1 protein-coding gene is annotated in these 539 nt (G+C 66.0%); it reads right to left on the bottom strand.

Annotated elements, in window-relative coordinates; translation table 11 throughout:
• Positions 1 to 47 precede the first annotated feature (47 nt).
• Positions 48 to 503, bottom strand: coding sequence for a 30S ribosome-binding factor RbfA (gene rbfA / locus AC5RWT_RS37985; RefSeq protein WP_494084704.1), 456 nt, complete (start codon positions 501 to 503; stop codon positions 48 to 50).
• Positions 504 to 539: the final 36 nt, after the last annotated feature.

Consider the following 539-nt stretch of genomic DNA (forward strand, 5'->3'; position numbering starts at 1 on the left):
ACCTGCTGCACGCAGCAGGTGGCCCCCCCGTGTGTGAGCAGCGGTGGTTATTCCGGCCGCGGCCCGCTGCCGGATTCGTCCTCATCTTCGGGCTTGCGGTACGGGTCCTCTTCACCGGCGAAGGCAGCACCTTCGGCCATGGCTGCCACCTCGGCATCCCTGGCCTTCGCCGTGCGCAACAGCTCTTCCAGGTGGCTGGCGTTGACCGGAATCTCATCGGGGACGAATTCCAGTGTGGGCGTCAGCCGGGCGGTGATGTTCCGGCCCACCTCTGCCCGCAGGACGCCCTTGGCGGACTCAAGTGCCTTCCGGGTGCCGTCCTGCTCTTCGGCGTCGCCGAACACCGTGTAGTAGACGGTGGCGTGCTGCAGGTCGTTGGTTACCCGGGCATCCGTGATGGTCACAAATCCCAAGCGTGGATCCTTGACCCGGCGCTCGAGCGCCTGGGCCACCACGACCTTAATCCGGTCGGCCATCTTGGCGGCGCGTGCTGGGTCTGCCATGACCCCTCCTCAGTTCTCGTGATGATGGCGGAACAG

It is taken from the genome of Arthrobacter sp. Dra40, assembly GCF_059091905.1.